The 19,638-nt window shown below is 62.4% G+C and carries 23 protein-coding genes; 6 read left to right on the top strand and 17 right to left on the bottom strand.

The genetic code is table 11. The features are described from left to right. Positions 1-22: 22 nt before the first annotated feature. From olsA to BLV27_RS06480, 3 genes are all read right to left on the bottom strand, one after another. Positions 23-859, bottom strand: coding sequence for a lyso-ornithine lipid O-acyltransferase (gene olsA, locus BLV27_RS06490; RefSeq protein WP_092644092.1), 837 nt, complete (start codon positions 857-859; stop codon positions 23-25). Further along, complete coding sequence (locus tag BLV27_RS06485) at positions 856-1,551, bottom strand: GNAT family N-acetyltransferase (RefSeq protein WP_092644090.1); 696 nt, start codon at positions 1,549-1,551, stop codon at positions 856-858. Before BLV27_RS06485 ends, olsA begins: the two co-directional genes overlap by 4 nt. Before the next feature lie 128 nt (positions 1,552-1,679). Beyond that, positions 1,680-1,859 carry a DUF3553 domain-containing protein gene (locus BLV27_RS06480; protein ID WP_092644361.1) on the bottom strand — a complete coding sequence of 60 codons (180 nt, stop codon included), beginning with the start codon at positions 1,857-1,859 and terminating at the stop codon, positions 1,680-1,682. 15 nt (positions 1,860-1,874) lie between these two features. On the opposite strand from BLV27_RS06480, the gene BLV27_RS06475 reads away from it, so the two are divergent. Then, entirely contained in the window at positions 1,875-2,507 is a 633-nt protein-coding gene (locus BLV27_RS06475; protein ID WP_170831376.1) for a histidine phosphotransferase family protein, read from the top strand. A 3-nt stretch (positions 2,508-2,510) separates the two neighbouring features. Here the strand turns inward: BLV27_RS06475 and BLV27_RS06470 are convergent, their stop codons facing one another. Then, positions 2,511-3,029 carry a gamma carbonic anhydrase family protein gene (locus BLV27_RS06470; protein ID WP_092644086.1) on the bottom strand — a complete coding sequence of 173 codons (519 nt, stop codon included), beginning with the start codon at positions 3,027-3,029 and terminating at the stop codon, positions 2,511-2,513. Next, positions 3,026-3,679: a guanylate kinase gene (gmk, locus tag BLV27_RS06465; protein ID WP_092644084.1), complete on the bottom strand. Its 654-nt coding sequence runs from the start codon at positions 3,677-3,679 to the stop codon at positions 3,026-3,028. Before gmk ends, BLV27_RS06470 begins: the two co-directional genes overlap by 4 nt. Before the next feature lie 293 nt (positions 3,680-3,972). Between gmk and BLV27_RS06460 the strand changes: the two genes are divergently transcribed. Further along, the gene (locus BLV27_RS06460) at positions 3,973-4,602 is read left to right on the top strand and encodes a PAS domain-containing protein (protein ID WP_170831375.1); all 630 of its coding nucleotides are present in this window, start codon (positions 3,973-3,975) and stop codon (positions 4,600-4,602) included. A 72-nt stretch (positions 4,603-4,674) separates the two neighbouring features. Here the strand turns inward: BLV27_RS06460 and BLV27_RS06455 are convergent, their stop codons facing one another. Beyond that, a complete protein-coding gene (locus BLV27_RS06455; RefSeq protein WP_092644080.1) occupies positions 4,675-6,054 on the bottom strand; it encodes a class II 3-deoxy-7-phosphoheptulonate synthase in 1,380 nt (459 codons plus the stop codon). A gap of 162 nt (positions 6,055-6,216) precedes the next feature. On the opposite strand from BLV27_RS06455, the gene BLV27_RS06450 reads away from it, so the two are divergent. After that, positions 6,217-7,227, top strand: coding sequence for a GlxA family transcriptional regulator (locus tag BLV27_RS06450; protein WP_092644078.1), 1,011 nt, complete (start codon positions 6,217-6,219; stop codon positions 7,225-7,227). Between the two features lie 12 nt (positions 7,228-7,239). On the opposite strand, the gene BLV27_RS06445 is transcribed toward BLV27_RS06450, so the two are convergent. Both BLV27_RS06445 and BLV27_RS06440 read right to left on the bottom strand, forming a co-directional pair. Continuing rightward, positions 7,240-7,497: a hypothetical protein gene (locus BLV27_RS06445; protein ID WP_092644359.1), complete on the bottom strand. Its 258-nt coding sequence runs from the start codon at positions 7,495-7,497 to the stop codon at positions 7,240-7,242. Between the two features lie 24 nt (positions 7,498-7,521). Continuing rightward, a complete protein-coding gene (locus BLV27_RS06440; RefSeq protein ID WP_092644076.1) occupies positions 7,522-10,251 on the bottom strand; it encodes a [protein-PII] uridylyltransferase family protein in 2,730 nt (909 codons plus the stop codon). Positions 10,252-10,302: 51 nt separating this feature from the next. Between BLV27_RS06440 and BLV27_RS06435 the strand changes: the two genes are divergently transcribed. Further along, on the top strand, positions 10,303-10,761 hold the full coding sequence (locus BLV27_RS06435; RefSeq protein ID WP_092644074.1) for a YbaK/EbsC family protein: 459 nt from the start codon (positions 10,303-10,305) through the stop codon (positions 10,759-10,761). Positions 10,762-10,767: 6 nt separating this feature from the next. On the opposite strand, the gene BLV27_RS06430 is transcribed toward BLV27_RS06435, so the two are convergent. The 9 genes from BLV27_RS06430 to iscR are packed head-to-tail and all read right to left on the bottom strand — an operon-like array spanning position 10,768 to position 18,532. Then, positions 10,768-11,988, bottom strand: coding sequence for a cysteine desulfurase (locus BLV27_RS06430; RefSeq protein WP_092644072.1), 1,221 nt, complete (start codon positions 11,986-11,988; stop codon positions 10,768-10,770). After that, entirely contained in the window at positions 11,981-12,538 is a 558-nt protein-coding gene (locus BLV27_RS06425) for a hypothetical protein (RefSeq protein ID WP_092644070.1), read from the bottom strand. The genes BLV27_RS06430 and BLV27_RS06425 overlap by 8 nt, the downstream gene beginning before the upstream one ends. Before the next feature lies 1 nt (position 12,539). Continuing rightward, on the bottom strand, positions 12,540-13,790 hold the full coding sequence (gene sufD, locus BLV27_RS06420; RefSeq protein WP_092644068.1) for a Fe-S cluster assembly protein SufD: 1,251 nt from the start codon (positions 13,788-13,790) through the stop codon (positions 12,540-12,542). Beyond that, the gene (gene sufC, locus BLV27_RS06415) at positions 13,790-14,545 is read right to left on the bottom strand and encodes a Fe-S cluster assembly ATPase SufC (RefSeq protein WP_092644066.1); all 756 of its coding nucleotides are present in this window, start codon (positions 14,543-14,545) and stop codon (positions 13,790-13,792) included. The genes sufD and sufC overlap by 1 nt, the downstream gene beginning before the upstream one ends. 35 nt (positions 14,546-14,580) lie before the next feature. Continuing rightward, on the bottom strand, positions 14,581-15,192 hold the full coding sequence (locus BLV27_RS06410; protein WP_092644064.1) for a hypothetical protein: 612 nt from the start codon (positions 15,190-15,192) through the stop codon (positions 14,581-14,583). Positions 15,193-15,233: 41 nt separating this feature from the next. Beyond that, entirely contained in the window at positions 15,234-15,428 is a 195-nt protein-coding gene (locus BLV27_RS06405; RefSeq protein WP_092644062.1) for a hypothetical protein, read from the bottom strand. Positions 15,429-15,472: 44 nt separating this feature from the next. Then, the gene (gene sufB / locus BLV27_RS06400) at positions 15,473-16,984 is read right to left on the bottom strand and encodes a Fe-S cluster assembly protein SufB (protein ID WP_092644060.1); all 1,512 of its coding nucleotides are present in this window, start codon (positions 16,982-16,984) and stop codon (positions 15,473-15,475) included. Beyond that, entirely contained in the window at positions 16,981-18,018 is a 1,038-nt protein-coding gene (locus BLV27_RS06395; RefSeq protein WP_092644058.1) for a cysteine desulfurase family protein, read from the bottom strand. Before BLV27_RS06395 ends, sufB begins: the two co-directional genes overlap by 4 nt. 55 nt (positions 18,019-18,073) lie before the next feature. Beyond that, complete coding sequence (iscR, locus tag BLV27_RS06390; protein ID WP_092644056.1) at positions 18,074-18,532, bottom strand: Fe-S cluster assembly transcriptional regulator IscR; 459 nt, start codon at positions 18,530-18,532, stop codon at positions 18,074-18,076. Positions 18,533-18,695: 163 nt separating this feature from the next. Here iscR and BLV27_RS06385 point away from each other — a divergent pair, with 163 nt between their 5' ends. Together BLV27_RS06385 and BLV27_RS06380 are read left to right on the top strand one after the other, a co-directional pair. Further along, positions 18,696-19,349 carry an alpha/beta hydrolase gene (locus BLV27_RS06385; protein WP_092644054.1) on the top strand — a complete coding sequence of 218 codons (654 nt, stop codon included), beginning with the start codon at positions 18,696-18,698 and terminating at the stop codon, positions 19,347-19,349. A gap of 17 nt (positions 19,350-19,366) precedes the next feature. Then, entirely contained in the window at positions 19,367-19,612 is a 246-nt protein-coding gene (locus tag BLV27_RS06380; protein WP_092644051.1) for a hypothetical protein, read from the top strand. Positions 19,613-19,638 lie beyond the last annotated feature (26 nt).

The raw sequence follows: 19,638 nt of genomic DNA, 5'->3' as shown, positions 1-19,638 counted from the left end.
ATTTGTCAAATGCGTCGGATGGCTACACGCCGGCCCGCTCCAACCGCGCCTGCTCGAACCCGGCGCGCACCGCCGTTTCCGCCGCACGTGCCAGTTCCTTGCGATCCGCGAAATCCGACACCACCAGCGGCGAATGATAGATCACGTCCACCCATCCGTGACGCGGCGCGGCCAGCATTGTCAGCATGTGCGCCGCAAAGCTCTGATCCCCCCACCAGCCATAGAAGGTCGCCGGCGTTCCTTCGGGCGCATGATAGGCCAGTGTAACCGGCTGCACCTGCATGTCGCCCGGCAATCCCCCGGAGCGGAATGCGGCAAAGAGCGTTGTCTTGAACGGGATGATCCGTTGGCCGTCAGTGCTGGTCCCTTCAGGGAAGAACAGCAATCGATGCCCCGCGCCCAACCGCTCCTCGAAGACCTTCTGCTGCGCCTTGGCCTCGCGCGGGTCGCGGCGAATGAACACCGTGCCCGTTGCCCGCGCCAGCCAACCGATGCCCGGCCAGCCTGCCACTTCGGATTTGGCCACGAAATAGATCCGCTTGGAGGCGTTGAGAACGAAGATATCCAGCCAGGACGCGTGATTCGCCACCACCGCACCTGTCCCCTTCATGACCGCCCCACGAACGTCACGGCGCAGGCCCAGAATGCGCAGCCCGGTGATACAGACCCCCTGCGTGACCCAAGGGGTCCAGGGCCGGCTCATGCCATGAAGCGGCCGCTCTACCAGCCGCACCGCCAGCAACAAAAGCAAGCAGCCGAAGACCACGACGAAAAGCGCAGTGCCGCGTAAGACGACCCGGCCCCATCCAAGAAAACTCACCCGCGGGGCAGGCGGCGGCGGCGCGTCATCCCAGATCATCGCGTCCGCGCCGGAAGTTTCACGCGGGTCATGTCCAGCACCATGCAAACGTCCACCGTGTTAAAATCTCGGTCCACGAAGGCCCCGGCCCCGACCCAAGCCCCCGCGCGCAGGTACGTCTTGATCAGGGCGGGCACACCGATCATGGCGGCCGGCGGGGCCGTGCCGGTGATTGCCACAGCGCCCGTCCCATGCGCAACCGGGCGGAGTTCGGCGGGGGCCAGGGCCTCGTGGTTCAAACGCCGCAGCGCGGGCAGATGCGGCGTGACGTCTGCCCCCCGGAATGACGCTGTTCCGACGGCCAGGCCGATCCCCCGCTCCCGCAGAACAGAGACCAGACCCTTGAACAACAGCATCCCGGCCAAGCCGCCGCGATAATCCGGATGCAGGCAGGCGCGTCCGGCCTCCGCCAGCGACCGCCCCGAAGCGTGCAGCGCCGAAAGATCGAATTCCTGTTCGGTATAACGCGTTCCCGCGCCAAGCCGGAGCGTCGCCACGGCACCCAGATCGGGCCGCGTCGGGTCGCGCAGCACAAGGTGGTCGCAGTTACGGTCAAAGACATCCGTCTCCAATCCGGTCCCACCTGCGCCGTCGGCCCCCATCTCATCGATGAAAACACGGTGCCGCAAGCGTTGCGCGTCGCGGATTTCATCCGCATCACGTGTAAGGGAAAGGGTCAGGCCTGCCTGCATGGAACGCAGATAGGCCCAGGCTCGCACTCAGGCAAGCAAGGTCGCGTCGCAAATACGGGCGCGGACTAGATGTCATCAACTATTTAGCAACCAATTCAGCGCACTTCTGGTTCGTCAGCAATTGACGATCATTCGTAAACAGGCTGCAAAATGACACGACTGCCATCAAGAACCTGCTTGCCAACCTCTTGGAAATTGACAGTTATCCGACCATCTATGATTGATTGGACCTGCCCGATGCCCCAATCCGGGGCGGACGGATGACGAACCAGCATACCGGGCTCAAGGAAAGCGTTGAGATCATCCATGCAAAGGCACTCCTAATGAGCGATGAGAACAACAACGGGACCAGTAACGGCCAGCCGGAAGATCCGGATCTGCTCGCACTCCTTGGATCGCGGCTTTGCCATGACCTCGTCAACCCCATCGGTGCCATCGGCAACGGGTTGGAACTGCTTGAAATGGCACCCGGCGATGGCAAGGCCGAGATGGCGTTGATGCGGGAATCGCTCAACGCGGCAATGGCACGGATAAAATTCTTTCGTGTGGCCTTCGGCGCAGGGGCGGATGACGCGATGATTGCTGCGCGCGATATGAGAACCACCCTCGACGAGATGTATGGCCAAAGCCGTACCCGCGTTGTCTGGCGCGACGATGCCGAACGGTCGCGCCACGAGATGCGCCTGGCATGTCTTGCGTTGACCTGTATCGAGGTGGCGACCCCGTGGGGGGCGACCATCGAAGTCGTCCGCAACGAAGCCGCCTGGGTCATCCACGTAGATGCCAAACGCCTGCGCATCGACGAGCCGCTGTGGCAGTCGCTGGGACGGGGCATCCTGCCCCCCGACCTGAAAGGGTCAGAAGTGCAGTTTGGAATCCTTGCGCGGCTGGCCCGACGTTTGCGCCGCCCTGTATCGGTCAGCGCGGACGAAACGCATCTGAGCCTGATCGTGTAACGTTCAGACCGCGCGCAGCCCTTTGGCAAAGCGTGCAGCGTTCTGTCGGTAGTGTTCGGCCGAAGCCAAAAGTTCGTCCAGTGCGGCCTGATCCAGCTGTCGCACAACCTTGCCGGGCGCGCCCATCACCAGACTGCCCGGCGGGATCACCTTGCCTTCCGTGATCAGCGCCCCCGCTCCGATCAGGCAGCCTTCGCCGATGACCGCACCATTCAAAACCGTAGCTCCCATGCCGATCAACGCGCCATCCGCGATGGTGCAGCCATGAAGCGTCGCCTTGTGCCCGACAGTCACATTCGCGCCCACGGTCAGCGGAAAGCCCACATCGGTGTGAAGAACGCAGTTTTCCTGCACATTGCTGTTGGCACCAATCGCGATCGGATCGTTATCGCCCCTGATCGTGGTGCCGAACCAGATGCTGGACCCAGCAGCGAGGGTCACGTCGCCGATGATATTCGCGTCGGGTGCCACCCAGGCAGTTTCGTCCACGGTGGGGCATACACCGTCCAATTCATAGATCATACTTTCTGCCTTTCCCTGAATTCATTAGTCAGCCCGCGCGTGAACTCATTCAACCAGGGCTGCCGGTCCCGGCGCAGACGTTCCGCCGCAAGGATCGTGCGCAGTCGAGCCTCGCAGGCGTCGAGGTCATCGTTGACCAGAACGTAATCGTATTCTGCCCAGTGGCTAATCTCCGATTCCGATTTCGCCATGCGCCCATCGATCACCTCGTCCGAGTCTTGCCCGCGTCCGCGTAACCGCCGCTCCAGTTCGGAAATGGAGGGCGGCAGGATGAAGATCGACACAACATCCCGGCCCAGCGTCGAGTTCCGGATCTGTTGGCCACCCTGCCAGTCGATGTCGAAAATCACGTCACGCCCGGCGGACAGACACGCCTCAACAGGCGCGCGCGGGCTGCCGTAATGGTTCCCGAAAACCTCGGCGTGTTCCAGCATCTCGCCGTCCAGCACCATCTGGCCGAAGCTTTCACGATCGGTGAAGAAATAATGCTGCCCCTCGACCTCCCCCTCGCGCGGGTGGCGCGTCGTGGCCGAAACCGAGAACGACAACGAAGGATCCCAGGCCATCAGCCGCTGCGCCATTGTCGATTTTCCGGCACCGGACGGGCTGGACAGGATGATCCCCAAGCCGCGCCGCGCGCCCTGATCCATATTACGTCGTTCCATCTGCGCCCCGCCATCAACCTGCCAAGGGCGTAGCCGCTGCGCCCCGACCGAACAAGAGACAGTCCTGATAACAAGTATTAACTATTTATTAAACAATTACGGGCAATTTGTATCAGCTTGCCATATTTCTGTCGTTGGGTGGCGGGTTCAGGCCGTAATTCGGATGAACCCCCGATGTGATCAAGGACTGGAATTGAATTATGGCGGGCATCGACGATTTTGTGGGGCCGAATTCGGCCCGGACTTCACGCTTCGACAGGACCGAGGGGCTGCGGACAATGCGCAAATCACCCTTGCTGGAACAGGCATGGCGATACTGGACGTCGCAGCGCCTGGGCACCGGACTTCCTCGGCGCGCCGCGCTCGATCCTAAGGAGATGGGCCCGATCCTGGGCCACTCCATGGTGTTGGACCGCTTGCGCGCCGGCAACGTGCGCGTCCGCTTGGGCGGTCACGTCATGAGTCAGCTGATGGGGATGGAGGTGCGCGGTCTGCCTGTGCGCGCCTTCTTCGATCTGACCGACCGGACCCGAGTGATGGATCAGATCGAACAGGTTTTCGAAAGGCCCGCCACGCTGGAATTCGACCTGATTTCCGAGGGTGCCGACGGCATCGTCACGGGGCGGATGTTGATCCTGCCCTTGCTTGACAGCGCAGGCCAGGTCACCAAGGCCCTGGCCGTCATGGTGACCGACCGCATCGCCACCGATCCTCCGCGCCGGTTCCAATTGACCCATTCCACGTTGATACCCGTCGTCGGGACCGCACGGCGCGATCCCGCAGCCGAGCCGCAACGCCGCATGACAGACCACAGCCTGCCCGTGGAGATCCAGGCCGGCATGGCCGAACAAGCCGTGCCCTTCCAAGGCAAGCCTTCGGTCGTGCCTTGGCTGCGCGTCGTGAAATAGTCGGCGAACGGTCCGGCATGAAAAAGGCGGCCTTCCTTTCGGAGCGCCGCCTTTTCCTTTTGTGCAAGCCCCTTACGAGGCGACGCGCAGACGATCCTGCCGCAGGTTGGACAATTCTTCCGCAACCAGGAACGCCAACTCCAGCGATTGCGACGCGTTCAGGCGCGGATCGCAGGCCGTGTGATAGCGATCGGACAGATCTTCGTCCGTCACCGCACGCACCCCGCCGGTGCACTCGGTCACGTCCTGACCCGTCATCTCGAAATGAACACCGGCTGGAATGGTCCCATGCTCGCGGTGCACGGCGAAGAATTCCTGCACCTCGGCCAGAACACGCTCGAAGGGGCGCGTCTTGTAGCCCGAGTCGGACTTGACCGTGTTCCCGTGCATCGCATCGCAGGTCCAGACGACGTTCGCGCCCATCTCCTGCACCTGCTTGATCAAGCGCGGCAGATGCTCCCGCACCTTACCCGCACCGAACCGCGCAATCAGGGTCAAACGACCCATTTCGTTGCGGGGGTTCAGTTTTTCGATCAGCACCTTCAGATCTTCGGCAGTCGTCGTGGGGCCGCACTTCAGACCGATCGGGTTCACCACCCCACGGCAGAATTCTACATGAGCACCATCTGGCTGACGGGTGCGGTCACCGATCCAGATCATGTGTCCCGATCCGGCCAGCATATCGCCGGGGTGCGTGCTGTCCTCGCGGCACAGTGCTTCCTCGTATTCCAGCAGAAGAGCCTCGTGCGAAGTGTAGAAATCGACCGTCGCCAACTCCGCGTTCTGGTCCGACGTCAGACCTGCTGCCGTCAGGAAGTCCAAAGTGTCCTGAATGCGGTCGGCCATATCCCGGTACTGGGCCGCGCGCTCACCGCTGGCGAAGTCCAGCGTCCATTGGTGCACTTGGTGCACGTCTGCGAAGCCGCCCTTGGAGAAGGCCCGCAGCAGGTTCAGCGTGGCGGCCGCCTGAGTATAAGCCTCCAGCATCTTGGACGGATCGGGGTGCCGAGCCTCGGGCGTGAAGGCCAGTTCGTTGATGATGTCGCCGCGATAGCTGGGCAGCTCCACGCCGTTGATCGTCTCGGTCGGGGCCGAACGGGGCTTGGCGAATTGACCGGCCATGCGGCCAACCTTGACCACAGGCACTTTGGCACCGAAAGTCAGGACCATCGCCATTTGCAGCATCACCTTGAAGGTGTCGCGAATGTTATTGGAGGAGAATTCGGCAAAACTCTCGGCGCAATCTCCCCCCTGCAGCAGGAATGCCTCGCCCCGTCCGGCAGCGGCAAGTTCGTCACGCAGAGTGCGCGCTTCGCCGGAAAACACGAGCAGCGGATGCCGCGAAAGCTTGGCCTCCACGGCACTTAGCGCAGCCTGATCTGGATAGTCCGGCATCTGCACGCGGGGCTTTTCCCGCCAGCTAGATTTCGACCATGCGCCGTTGTTCGCCATTTGCCCACTCCTCTGGCCCGATAACAGGGATGTGGAGTAGCCTATATGCGGTGCCGCCGCAAATGCCAGATTGGCTTGAATCGAGGCTGATGTTGCGCATAAGCGTCGAAAGCGTCTGCGGACCCGAATCCCGGGTTGGCGACCCGAAGAAATGGAGAGCCAATGTCGGGGCAGAACACGACTCCGGATCGCGCATCCGGGACATCGGTCACGATAAGCCCGCCGGCGCGGCCCCATCATTACGTCTTCGCCCTTCTGGATCGCTTCACCCTCATTTGCCTTGCCAGCGCCTTGGACGCGCTGCGCCTGGCGAACAGGACGTCTGGGGCGACGCTCTATACCTGGTCAATGGTTGGTGAAGGTGGTCAGACCGTTACCTGCTCGGCCGGCTCGACTTTCGTTCTGGACGACGACCTGCCGGTATTGGCGCGCGACGATACGCTTGTTCTTGTGGGCGGGATCGACGTTGGCCGGGCCACGACACCCAAGATTAAGTCCTGGCTCAAACGCGAGGCGCGGCGGGGGAACACGATCGCCGCGCTGGACACTGCGGCCTGGGCGCTGGCGACCTGCGGGTTGCTGGACGGGAAGCGGGCGACGATCCATTGGGAAAACCACGATGGGTTCATTGAGGATTTTCCGGATGTCGAGCTGACAAAGTCCATCTTCACCATCGACGGCAAGATTATCACCGCAGCGGGTGGGACCGGCGCAATCGACCTGACGCTGCACCTGATCGCTCGGGACTTCGGTGAGGATCTGGCGATGCAGGTCGCAGACCTTATGGTCTATTCCTCAATCCGAACGGGCCAGGACGCGCAACGCTTGTCGATCCCCACGCGCATCGGCGTTCGCCACCCGCGCCTGAGTCAGGTCATCCGCATGATGGAGGCCTCGATCGAGGAGCCGGTCGGCCCCGCGACACTTGCCGCCGATGTCGGCATGTCCACACGCCAGCTGGAGCGACTGTTTCGCCGCTACCTCGACCGTAGCCCCAAGCGGTATTACATGGAGCTAAGGCTCGCGCGTGCCCGCAACCTGCTGATGCAGACGGACATGTCGATCATCAATGTTGCCCTTGCCTGCGGCTTTGCCTCTCCGTCGCATTTCTCGAAATGCTACCGCGCACACTACAACAAGACGCCCTACCGCGAACGGGGAACAAACGCGTGACGAACGAATGGCCTAGGGGATGCGCGCCGTGCGCCCACCGCGACGCCCGGTCCGTTCGGGCGCGGCCAATCCCGCGCGCAGAACCTTGGTCATGGGATGCTCCGGACGCCCGTCCAGCAGGCGCTCAATCGCGGCGGTCGGCTCTCCGGGCAGGCTCAGCGCCCAGTCGAGGAAGATCGAGCGGCATTCGTCCTCGGTAATTCCATCGATCCTGTAGGCCTCGGCGATCAACCCCTTCGGGTCATCCGGCCCCTGCCTGTCTTTCGCCATGTCCGCCTCCGCGTTTCGCATCTGCTAGCCCGCCTCCGTTATCCCGTCCAGCGCCGTGTCGATGGCCGCCGCCGCCTTCGCGGCAGCCGCATCGCAGGCCGATATCACCTCGGACGGAAATTCCATGTGCAACGTCCGCGCGATGAAGTTCCCGCCCCCGATGCCAAGCGTGCCCGGCGGATCGTCGTCGGTCAGAAGTTTAACCAATTGCTGCACCGAGGACAGCAGCCGGTGCACCTCGGTCAGCTGGATGCGCGCCTCCGGCGTCAGCCAGCCCGCGATTTGCAATTGTTCGGCCAAGCCCCGCGCCTTGGACCCGGCCATGAGTGCGTGGGCCTGCGCGGCCAGCTCGATGTCCTGCATCCGCCCCGGCCCCGCCTTGACCGACAGCCCACCGCCGACGCGCCCAGCCGCGAGCAGGCGGGCGCGCATTTCCGCGAATTGCGACAGCATCTCGTCGTCCGAATATCGGCTGTCCTTGATGACGTCGCAACGCACGTCCTCTGCATCTTGGCGCAACTGCGGGTCACCGACAACGGCGCGTGCCCGCGTCAGCGCCATATGCTCCCAAACCCAGGCCTCGCCAGTCTGGTAGCTGCGGAAACCCGACAGCGGCGTCGCCACCATCCCCTGCCGCCCCGATGGGCGGAGCCGCATGTCCAGCTCGTAGAGCCGCCCCTCGCCAGTGGGCGCGGAAAGGGCGGTAATCAGCACTTGGGTAAACTTTGTCGCCCATTGCGCAGCGCCAAGCGACCGCCGCCCGTCGGACACCGCGCCCTCCTCGGCACCGTCATGCAGGATTACCATGTCGAGGTCAGACCGCGCCGTCAGACGCCCCACGCCGAGCGAGCCCATGCCAAGCCCCGCCAGACGCAATCCCGGCACTTGGCCATAGCGGCGCGCCGTCTCGGTCTCTGCCGCAACCCAGGCAACAGTGAGGACCGACCGCGCAAGCAGGGCATAGGCAGGTCCCGCTGCCTCCGGCGTGATCAGACCCCGAAGCAGGTGCACACCGATGCGAAAATGCGCCTCCCGGTGCCAGTGGCGCAGGGTCCTCAATTGCTCTTCGAAATCGCCGCGTACCGGCGGCAGGTCCCAGATATCCGGCAATGGCTCAAGGAAATCGCCTGCTATTACCGCATCAAACACCCCGGCGTTGCGCGACAGGTAATTCGCCAGGTCCGGCGCGGTGGCGCATATGTCCGCCAGAAGCTCCACCAGCTTGGGGTTCGCCTCGAACAGGGAAAACACCTGTACGCCCGCAGGCAGGCCGCGCAAAAAACCGTCGAAGGCCGCCAAGGCCTCGCTCGGGCGCGCCGCCGTAGACAGGGCCGCCAGAAGACCCGGCCTCACACGTCCGAAGATTTCCCTTGCGCGCCGGGATCGAAGCGCGGGGTAGGATGTCCAGCGGTCTGTGACGGCATCCGCGCCCTCGATGAGCTCGCCCTGCGGCACGTCGACATCCGGCGGGCGGAAGGACGGATCGGTGATCGCCTCCACTGCCTTCATACGGGCACGTAGGTCCGCGACGAAAGCGTCCGCATCATCCTGTCCCATGAAGCACGCGATACGGCGCAGTCCGTCCGCATCCTTCGGCAGCCGGTGCGTCTGGGCGTCCTGAACCATCTGAATGCGATGTTCCACCGCCCGCAGATGGCAGTATTCGCGCACCAGCACGTTCCGATCATCAGACTTCACCCAGCCCGCATCCACCAACCTGTCGAGGCCGTCGAGCGTGCCGCGAACCCGGAGCGACGGATCACGTCCCCCCGCGATGATCTGTTGAGTCTGGGTCAGAAATTCGATTTCCCGAATGCCACCCTGGCCTAGCTTCACGTCATGGCCGGGAATATCCCATGCGCCGGTCAGTCCCTTGTGATCGCGGATGCGGCGGCGCATGTCGAACGCCTCCTCCACGACCGCGAAATCCAGATGCCGCCGCCAGACGAAGGGCGTCAATCGCTCCAGGAACCGCTCGCCCGCGTCGATGGCACCGGCGCAGGCCCGCGCCTTGATCCAGGCCACCCGTTCCCACGTCCGGCCCATCGCTTCGTAGTAGCGCTCCGCTGCTTCCATCGACAGGACGATCGGGGTCGAGGCGGGATCGGGGCGCAGGCGCAGGTCGGTTCGAAAGACATATCCGTCCGCCGTGATATCGGACATCGCCCCCATGGCCGTGCGCGCCGCTTTCAGCAAGATCGCGCGCGCCGTGCCATAGTCCGCAGGGTCGTATCGACTTTCATCGAACAGCAGCACCAGATCGATGTCGCTGGAATAGTTCAATTCCCCGGCACCCATCTTCCCCATCGCTATGGCGACAAGCCCACCGTCACCGTCCACCGGCCCCTTGGCGTGGCGCGCCACGCCGTAGTCCATCGCGCGGGCCAGCATTGCGTCGGCGAGGTCCGTCCAGGCCGCGGTCGCGTCCATCACGGGCCAGATGCCGCCGATTTCGGCCAGACCGACCAGCAACGCGGCGCGCCGCTTGGCTTGCCTCAGACCGACCCTCGGATCGCCTTCGATCGCCCCGATCTCCGAAAGCAGGTCTTCAAGTACGGCCCGTGGGTCTATGCCCCACAGATCCGACAGCCAGTCCTGCTCCTTTATCATCAGCCCAGCCAGAAATGGGCTGCATCCAGCCGTGCCGCGGACCAGTTCGGCGACATCCGACGGCGGGGCAAGGTCCGCCAAAGCGGTAGTGCCCGCATCGAGATCGAAAGCGATAGGAGCACGAGTGATCAGATTACGAAACATGGTCCGACCTGACCCCTTGTCCCGCGCCACGTCAACGGGTAGCGCCGCGCGATGAGCAAGAGCCTGAAACGTGTGATCAACGCCCTGCGGGAAGCAGGACTGGATGTGGCCCCCGTCGAGTTGGGTGATTGCCGCAGCGCCGCGGATGCGGCAGCGGCCTGCGGCTGCACGCTGGACCAGATTGCGAAATCAATCGTTTTCGGTCTCGGCGATGGCTGCGGCCTGTTCCTGACAGCAGGCGGAAATCAGGTTGACCGGGCCAAGGCATCGGCCCTTGCTGGCACGGGTCTTGTTCGCGCCGACGCGGGCATGGTGCGGCGCGTGACGGGGTTTGCGATTGGCGGCGTTTCGCCACTCGGGCATCTTGCACCGTCCCCGGTGTGGATGGACCGGCGGTTGTTGGACTTCGAAGTCGTCTGGGCCGCAGCGGGCACGCCGCGCCACGTGTTTCCAATCAATCCCATGGTTTTGCAGCGGGTCACCCAGGCGACTTTGGCCGACTTTACCTGACCGGGGTCACGCGAACAGATCGTGGCACAGTTCCAGTGCATCAATCAGCGTGTCCACCTCGGCCTGCGTGTTGTAGACCCCAAAACTTGCCCGACAGGTCGCGTTGATCCCCATGTGCTCCATCAGGGGCTGGGCGCAGTGCTGCCCGGCGCGCACGGCAACGCCCTTCTTGTCCAGGACGGTCGAGATGTCATGCGGATGGGCCGCTCCGTCTAGGGTGAAGCTGAAAATCGCGGCCTTATTCGCTGATTTTCCCTGCACGTTCAGCCAGTTCAATCCGTCCAGCCGCATGCGGGCATAGGCCGTCAGGTCAGCTTCGTGCGCTTGGATGTTATCCATCCCGATGTCCATCATCCAATTCAGAGCGGCCCCCATGCCGATGGTCTGGACGATACCGGGCGTGCCGGCTTCGAACTTGTGCGGCGGATCATTCCAGATGACTGTGTCGCGGTGTACGTCGCGGATCATGTCACCGCCGCCCATGAAAGGCACCATCTCGGCCATCCGCTCGGGCCGGATGAACACGGCACCAGACCCGCTGGGGCCGTACAGTTTGTGCCCGGTGATTGCATAGAAATCGCAACCAATGTCTGCCACGTCGACTGGCATATGAACTGCCGCCTGACTGCCATCGACGCAGACCGGCACGCCCTTGGCACGCGCCCCGGTGCAGATGGACTTTACATCAACCACGGTCCCCAAAACATTGGAAACATGTGTTATCGCGATCAACTTCGTCCGGTCCGTCACCGCGTCCAAGACGGCCTGCGGGTCCAGATCGCCGTTCACGTCCGTTTCGACCCAGACCAGCTTCACACCCAACCGCTCGCGCAGGAAATGCCAGGGCACGATATTGGCGTGGTGCTCCATGATCGACAGGACGATCTCATCGCCCGCCTTCATGCGCGGCGCGGCCCAGCCGTAGCTAACCAGGTTCAGCGCCTCGGTCGTGCCGGAGGTGAAGACGATGTGGTCTTCGCTTGGCGCGTTCAGAAATTTGGCAGTCGTGCCACGTACCGCTTCGTAGTTCTCGGTCGAGATCGTTGAAAGCGTATGCAAGCCGCGATGAACGTTTGCGTAGTCTTGGCCATAGGCACGCTGGATCGTATCCAGAACCACCTGCGGTTTTTGCGCGGACGCCCCGTTGTCGAGATAGCACAGCGGCTTGCCGTTCACTTCGCGCGACAGGATCGGGAACTGCGCCCGGATGGCGTCCACATCAAACATTCAGCGTCTCCGCGACATATAAGGAGTTGAGCCATATCCAAATGAACCCGCTCAGCGTTACCGCCGCCACCAAGGCCTGAGCGGGTCCCGGTCCGACGAAGCCGGTCGTCAGGCCCAGCAGCAACAAAGCCGGTGTGACGGCCAGAACGGACCAGAACAACGCGACACGCGCGCGCAGCCCGGTCCCCTTCCCACCCATCATTTTCGCCAGCAGGTGAGAACAAAACGCCAGAATGTAAAGGAAGAGCGGCACGATAAAGATCCAGCCCATCACCGCACCGGAGAACAGCGCTTCGAACTTTGCATCGGCCAGGTCGGTAGGGATGGCCACACCCACACGGGCGGCCTCCGACACGATCTCGGCTTCGAACGCAGGGTCCGAGAGGCGAGACGTGCGCACGAGGCCGGGCAGCTGCGCGACGAACCCCAGAACGGAAGCCGCCGCGAGATAGACGAAGGCGATTTTTTCATCCGGCCCCTGCGCGAACCGGCGCGCCATGACAGCACGCGGGCGGAGCCACGCCCGCGGGATGTCAGTCGTGACCGACACGTCAGCTGCGCGCCTGCCAGTCGGCAAGCAATTCGTTGACGTGCTCGCGCAGACCCTCGTCATCGATCTCCGCAACCGCTTCGGCCAGGAACGATAGCACCAGCATGTCTGTCGCCTCGCGCTTGGTCACGCCGCGCGACCGCAGGTAGAACAGTGCCGTCTCGTCGATCGCGCCCGTCGTGGAGCCGTGCGAACAGGCCACGTCGTCGGCGTAGATCTCAAGTTCGGGTTTGGCCAGGAACTGCGCATCGTCATCCAACAGAAGCGACTGGCTGATCTGGTAGCCGTCGGTCTTTTGCGCGCCCTCCTTTACCAGGATCTTGCCTTGGAAAACACCAGTCGCACCGTTGCGCAGGACCTTTTTGAACACCTGACGGCTTTCACAATTCACCGCGTCGTGGGTGATGAACACCGTGTCATCGTGGTGCACGTCGCCGTCGCCGAAAGCCGCACCGCCGACATGGGCAAAGGCGTCGTCACCCGTAAGTTCCAGCACCGCCTCGTTGCGTGTGAACTGACCGTTCGCCGCCAGAGTGAACGACCGGAAATGCGACTCGGCACCCAGACGCGCGAAAATATGCGTATTCACGTGCAGGTCAGCGTCGGCCCCCTGCACCCGCAGATGATGGAACGCGGCACGATCGGCCAAATCAACCTCGGTGGTGACGTTGGACCGGGCACCGGTATTGCCGGACTCGAGCAGGGTGAGCGACGCTCCCTCCTCCACCTTGATCACATGGTGCAATATCGGATCGGTTCCGCCGGTCGTGCGCAGGTGGATCGGCTTGTCGACCGCTCCGGTTACGCGGATCATCAGTCCGTCGGTCGCGAAGGCCGTGTTTAGCATCGCGAACGGACGCGTGACAGGTCGGCTTCCTGCCGCCTCCAACGTGCCGTACAGATCCTTGACCCAGTGAATATCCGCCTTGCCGGCGTCGGCCAATGTGCCGATCTCGCACCCGGCGATTCCGTCCGGGAGCGTCACAACCTCGCCGTCGAACGTAATCACATAGGCATCGAGCCCCCTGAACGGGTTTTCGCCCGGCTGCGGCTTCGGCTGTGAAGGCTCGACCTGCAACAGACTGGCAGGGTTGGTGTAGCGCCAGTATTCATCGCGCCGCGTCGGCAGGCCGACGGCCTGAAGGCGTCCGAGTGCGTCGCGTCGTGCGGCCCCAAGCCATCCATCGCCCGCAGGCAGGGTCAGCGTAGCAAGCCGTTCATCCAATGCGGTTTTCTTCGGATCGGCTGACATCAAGCCGCCCCTTCCATCATGTCGGCATAGCCGTTCTGTTCGACTTCGAGGGCCAGTTCGGGTCCCCCGGTCTTGATGATGCGTCCGGCGGCCATGATGTGCACGACGTCTGGCTTGATGTGATCGAGAAGCCGCTGGTAGTGCGTAATCACAAGAAACCCACGGTTTGGATCGCGCAGCGCGTTCACGCCCTCCGACACCAACTTCATGGCGTCGACATCCAAGCCCGAGTCCGTCTCGTCCAGGATGCACATCTTCGGCTCAAGCATCGCCATCTGAAGGATTTCGTTGCGCTTTTTCTCGCCACCCGAGAAACCCACGTTCACGGGCCGCTTTAGCATCTCGGCATCGATCTTGAGGGCCTTCGCCTTGGCGCGGATGATCTTGAGAAAGTCACCAGCTGACAATTCCTCCTCGCCGCGCGCCTTGCGTTGCGCGTTCACGGCGGTGCGCAGGAAGGTCATGTTGCCCACGCCCGGAATTTCGACGGGGTACTGAAATGCCAGGAACAAGCCTGCGGCGGCGCGCTCCTCCGGCTCGAGGTCCAGCAGATCGATGTCGCCAAGATGCGCCGACCCCTCGGTCACCTCGTACCCGCCGCGCCCCGACAACACGTACGACAACGTCGACTTGCCCGACCCGTTCGGCCCCATAATCGCGTGCACTTCGCCGGCCGGAACCTCCAGGTTGATCCCCTTCAGGATCTGCTTGTCCTCGTCTTCCAGTTTCACGTGCAGGTTGGTGATCTTCAGCATGTCATACCTCTCGCCGGTTGGCGTTTTGTCTTGTGTCAGCGAACTTTGAAAAATGTATCGACGAAAATCGTCAGGTCTTTGCCATCGAGCTTCCACGTCCCGTCCAGCTCCCAGACGCCGATCCGTCCGACGGTGCGCGTAGGCTCCGCGAACTGACCCGCGCGGGCATAGGTGGACCGTCCGGCATAGTCGTCGAACAGGACGGTGACCGGCTTCGTCGCGCGGGCAAGAACCGTCAAGAAGCATCCCACGCGGAACCGCCCGTCGATCAGCACGACGTCGGGATGCTCGAAAAACGGCTGTTCCCAAACTTGCAGCGGATAGCGAGGAAATTTCATCCAGTAATCGTTGCCGTCCGGCGTACCCCACTTTTTCGTCGGCCCGATGTCGGCGTGGTAGAGATCGACCCGCGTCTCCGGCTTACGGTCGGCCACGATGCAACCGATGTTGTCGAGCCAGTCCTTGTCGCTCTCCACCGACATCAAGTGCGGCACGCCAAGGTCCATCGCCAGAACGGTCGATCCGCCGCTGCCGTACTCCAGCACCGTCTGCGCACCCGAATAAACCTCGCGAACGAGCGCCTGCTCCTCCGGCGGGAAGGTCAGTTCGGGGACGTAGAAGTCCTTGATTTCGGTGCTAGCGCTCATCTCGACTTTTTACTTCCTATCAGGGCCTTGTAGCGCGAAGTTCAATCTTTACCGGCTTGCTTGAGGGTGAACAGCAGCGAGAAATAGGCGTAAAGTGCCTTAAACGCGACGAACAGCGAAGCGCCCACCAAGATAGCTGCGACAGTAGCCTCGCCACTTTTGCCAAGAAACGACCACAGCCAAATCGCGAAAACGGGCGGCAGGGTAAGAGCAAACGGCAGGAACGCACCAACCATCACTTCCGTCCTGATTACCGACCAACGTTCCGCAGATGGAATCTTCACCCCACCGACCCTTCCAGCGAGATCGCGACCAGCGCCTGTGCTTCCATCGCGAATTCCATCGGCAGAGCCTGCAGCACTTCCTTGCAGAATCCGTTGACGACCAGTGCCACGGCCTCCTCCTCATCCATCCCACGCGAGCGGCAATAGAATAGCTGATCATCGTCCACCTTGGACGTCGTCGCCTCGTGCTCCACGCGGGAAGAATTGTTCTTCACCTCAATGTACGGAACGGTATGCGCCCCGCATTTCGACCCAATCAGAAGACTGTCGCACTGCGTATAATTGCGCGAATTCTTGGCCTTGGGGTGCATCGATACCAGACCGCGATAAGTGTTCTGCGCGCGGCCCGCGCTGATCCCCTTGGACACGATCCGCGACTTGGTGTTTCTCCCAAGGTGGATCATCTTGGTGCCGGTGTCAGCCTGCTGCATGTTGTTGGCGATGGCGATGGAGTAGAACTCGCCCTGGCTGTCGTCGCCGCGCAGGATGCAGGACGGATATTTCCACGTCACCGCCGACCCGGTCTCGACCTGCGTCCACATCACCTTGGAGCGCGCACCTCGGCAATCGGCCCGCTTGGTCACGAAGTTGTAGATGCCGCCCTTGCCGTCTTCATCGCCCGGATACCAGTTCTGGACGGTGGAATACTTGATCTCCGCATCGTCCAGCAGAACCAGTTCCACGCAGGCGGCGTGAAGCTGCGCGATGTCACGCTGCGGCGCGGTGCATCCTTCCAGGTAGGAGACATACGACCCCTCGTCCGCGATGATCAGCGTCCGCTCGAACTGGCCGGTGTTCTCGGCGTTGATCCGGAAGTAGGTCGATAGCTCCATCGGGCAGCGTACGCCCTTGGGGATGTAGACGAAGCTGCCGTCCGAGAAGACGGCCGCATTCAGGGTGGCGTAGTAATTGTCGGACGCCGGAATGACCGAACCGAGGTACTTCTTCACCAGTTCGGGATGCTCCTGAATGGCCTCCGAGATGGAACAGAAAATCACCCCGGCCTTGGCCAGTTCCTTCTGGAAGGTCGTGCCGACGGACACGGAGTCGAACACGGCATCCACAGCAACCTTGCGGTCTTCGGGGGCGGGTTCGACTCCAGCCAGCAGGGCCTGCTCTTTCAGCGGAATGCCCAGCTTTTTATACGTTTCCAGAAGTTTCGGGTCGACCTCGTCCAGCGACTTGGGCTTTTCGACCATGCTGGCGGGGCGGGCGTAGTAATACTGGTCCTGAAAATCGATTTCCGGGTAGTCCACCATCGCCCATGTCGGCTCTTCCAGCTTCAGCCAGCGGCGGTAGGCATCCAGGCGCCACTCCAGCATCCACTCCGGCTCATTGTTCTTCTCGGAGATCAGGCGGACGATATCTTCGGACAGACCCTTGGGGGCATATTCCATCTCGATCTCGGTGTTCCACCCGTGCTTGTACGTTCCCGACAGGGATTTCACCGCGTCCACGGTCTCTTGATCGACACCGTCCTTGACCTGCACGTCATCCAAAACTGTCATGACCGTCTCCTGTCTCTGAGGCGGCGGAAGCTCTCGATGAACCGCCCCACCTGTTCTTCGTTAACGTCCGGGCCTAGACTGACGCGGATCGCGCAATCGGCCTCGCCCGGCCCGTATCCCATTGCGCGAAGTACCGCGCTTTCCCGCACCTTGCCCGACGAGCAAGCCGACCCGGCGCTGACCGCAAAGCCAGCCAAGTCGAGCGCCATAACCTGAGTTTCGCCCTTCCAGCCCGGCGAAATCAGGCAAGACGTGTTCGGCAGACGCTTCGAATCGTTCCCTACTAAAATAGTCGGATTGCCATCACCCTCAAGACTTGTTTCTAGAAAAGTTCTAAGTTGCGCAACCCGGTCCCATATCCCGTTTTCCAAATCGCGGGCTGCTGCTTCTGCCGCGGCTCCGAATCCGGCGATCCCGATGATGTTTTCAGTCCCGGATCGACGCCCCATTTCCTGACCGCCCCCACGGATCTGCGATACGACGTCAAGGCCCCGGCGGATCACAAGTGCGCCGATGCCCTTGGGGCCGCCCAACTTGTGCGCCGAGATCAGAGCCATATCGACGCCAGACCAATCAAAGCCCACGGGAATCTTGCCGAAAGCCTGGGTCATATCGCTGACGGCGAGGCCTTGTGGCAGATCCTGCAGCACTCCCGTCTCGGAGTTGGCCAGTTGTACGGCGCTCCCCGCCGGATTGACGATCGCGACGGCTCCCCTTGCATCCACCGCAAGCGCCCCGTCACCCCAAGCGGCGACCGCCTCGTGCTCAATCGGGGCCGAAGCCAAGCTACGCCCGGCCATCGCAAGCGCCGCGGCCTCGGTCGCTCCGGAAACGAAGACCACGTCAGACGCCGAAGCGCCGAATGCCTCCGCAACTTGGGCGCGCGCCCTTTCCACTAGGGACTTGGCCGCCCGGCCTTCCCCGTGGACCGACGACGGGTTTCCGGCGACCTCCATCGCCGAAATCATCGCGGCGCGCGCTTCGGTCCGCAAAGGGGCCGTCGCGTTCCAATCCAGATAGACCCGTTCGGGCATCGCTCGCTTCCTCAATTCAGATATATTCTGGCCCGGTAACGCGCCCGGTGACCGGTCAGTCGTCGACGACTTCAAACAGGTTGGGAACCGCCGGACAGGGTGTCAGTTCGTTGCCCACCACATCGGACAATCGCGTCTGATGCAAAAAAACGTAGACATGCGCCGATAGCGACTCCCACAGGCGGTTGGTCATCGACTGCGCGCGACTGCCCGACGATCCGCCCGAGGCCCCTGCCCCGGTGTGCATCGCCGAAACCGTCTCGTCCACGGCCTCAAGGATGTCCGACACACGCATGTCCGACGCAGATCTCGCCAAGCGGTATCCGCCGCCGGGTCCACGGACCGACTCGACCAGTTCCGCGCGGCGCAGTTTCACGAACAATTGCTCCAGATAGGGAAGCGAAATACTTTGCCGCTTGGAAATCTCGCCCAGAGAAGTCGTCTCCCCCTCGGTCTGCTGCGCCAGGTCGGCCAATGCGACCATCGCGTAGCGGCCCTTCGTGCTCAGCTTCATGCCGCCTTCTCCCTATACCGCAGTCCTGATGCCGATGCATGACGGCAGATTGACGATGCAGGTCCGGTCCCTTACCTGCACATAAGCAAACACAGCCCGGCGAATGGGCGGATTTACCCCCGCCCCCGGTGCCCCGTCAACTAACTCGACCGAAGGAATGCAGATGCCCGAAGTGATCTTCCCCGGACCCGAAGGCCGACTCGAGGGACGCTATCACCCGCAAAAGCTCAAGGATGCGCCCATTGCGATCATTCTGCACCCGCATCCGCAGTTCGGCGGTACGATGAACAACCGTGTTGTCTACAACTTGCACTACGCGTTCCACAGCATGGGTTTCACGGTCCTGCGCTTCAACTTTCGCGGCGTCGGTCGCAGCCAGGGCGAGTACGATCAGGGCGTGGGGGAGCTGTCGGATGCAGCCTCGGCGCTCGATTACCTGCAAGCGATGAATCCCAACGCCAAGCATTGCTGGGTTGCCGGATTCTCCTTCGGGGCGTGGATCGGAATGCAGCTGCTGATGCGCCGCCCTGAAATCACCGGCTTCATCTCGGTCTCTCCGCCCGCCGACCGGTACGACTTCAGCTTCCTGGCACCGTGCCCGTCGTCCGGCCTGATCATCAACGGACTGAACGACCGCGTGGCCCCGCCCGCCGACACGCGTACATTGGTTGGCAAACTGCATGAGCAGAAGGGCATCACGATCACCCACCAGGAAGTCGAGGGGGCAGGTCATTTCTTCGAAGACCCGCACATGGATCCGATGATCGACGACGTCAAAGGTTACGTCTCGCGTCGTCTGACCGAAACCACGCGCTGACGCCCGGGTATCGTTCAATGTCCCTCGCTGACGATCTTGCAAACAAGCTGGCCGCCAAGGTCATCGCTCACGTCGAAAAGACGGGAGACGAGGATATCATCAAGATCATGTCGCAATCCCTCGGCGACAGTTCGCAAACCCTGCAGGAGGCGTTCATCACCTCCGTACGCGTGCAGCGGGCCGCAATTCGTGCGGACCGGCAACTGAAGGCGCGGATCGAGACATATCAGAAAACGGATGGGCCACCGGACGGCGTCGCCTGACATGAGCGGCGATGCCAATCTCGACC

The sequence above is a fragment of the Jannaschia faecimaris genome (genome assembly GCF_900107415.1).
In the GTDB taxonomy this organism is placed as follows: Bacteria; Pseudomonadota; Alphaproteobacteria; order Rhodobacterales; family Rhodobacteraceae; genus Jannaschia; species Jannaschia faecimaris.
The sequence above is the reverse complement of the archived record's forward strand: the minus strand, read 5'-3'. Positions and strand labels throughout refer to the sequence as shown.